The 607-nt window shown below is 44.5% G+C and carries 1 protein-coding gene; it reads left to right on the top strand.

Going from position 1 to position 607, the window contains the following annotated elements; all coding sequences use genetic code 11:
• Nucleotides 1-87: 87 nt before the first annotated feature.
• Nucleotides 88-607 (top strand): hypothetical protein (locus HMPREF9456_RS16975; protein ID WP_221405443.1); only part of this gene is annotated, 520 nt, incomplete at its 3' end.

Here is a 607-nt window from a genome sequence, read left to right as displayed (position 1 = left end):
GGTCGCAGTAATGCACCCAAAAAGAAACGGGTCGGAGGTTCGAGTCCTCCCATAGCAACGAATTTAAACTTAAAACAAAATATCATTATGGAAACTAATTTTAAAGAATTAAAGGAAGAAATCATAAAAAGAGCAAAAGCTGCTGATGCATGTACATCAGAATACAAAAGAGCATATAAGTCAGAATCTTTTGAAGAATTATTGCAAGTTATAAAAGACAACTTCGATTTTGCAGTAAGGCGTAAAGTTATAGATATAGAATTAATAAAGCTATATGAGAATGAGTTTAACAACAATAAAATATATGGGAATATAGATATTTCAGAAGGATATCTTCTAGTAGACAACGCGACTGTGAGAGCATGGGGCAACGCGACTGTGAGAGCATGGGGCAACGCGACTGTGGAAGCATGGGGCAACGCGACTGTGGAAGCATCGGGCAACGCGACTGTGGAAGCATCGGGCAACGCGACTGTGAGAGCATCGGACAGCGCGACTGTGGAAGCATCGGGCAACGCGACTGTGAGAGCATCGGGCAACGCGACTGTGGAAGCATGGGGCAACGCGACTGTGGAAGCATCGGGCAACGCGACTGTGAGAGCATCGG

This window comes from Dysgonomonas mossii DSM 22836, from assembly GCF_000213575.1.
GTDB lineage: Bacteria > Bacteroidota > Bacteroidia > Bacteroidales > Dysgonomonadaceae > Dysgonomonas > Dysgonomonas mossii.
Note: the sequence above shows the minus strand (reverse complement) of the source record. Positions and strands in the feature narration are given on the sequence as shown.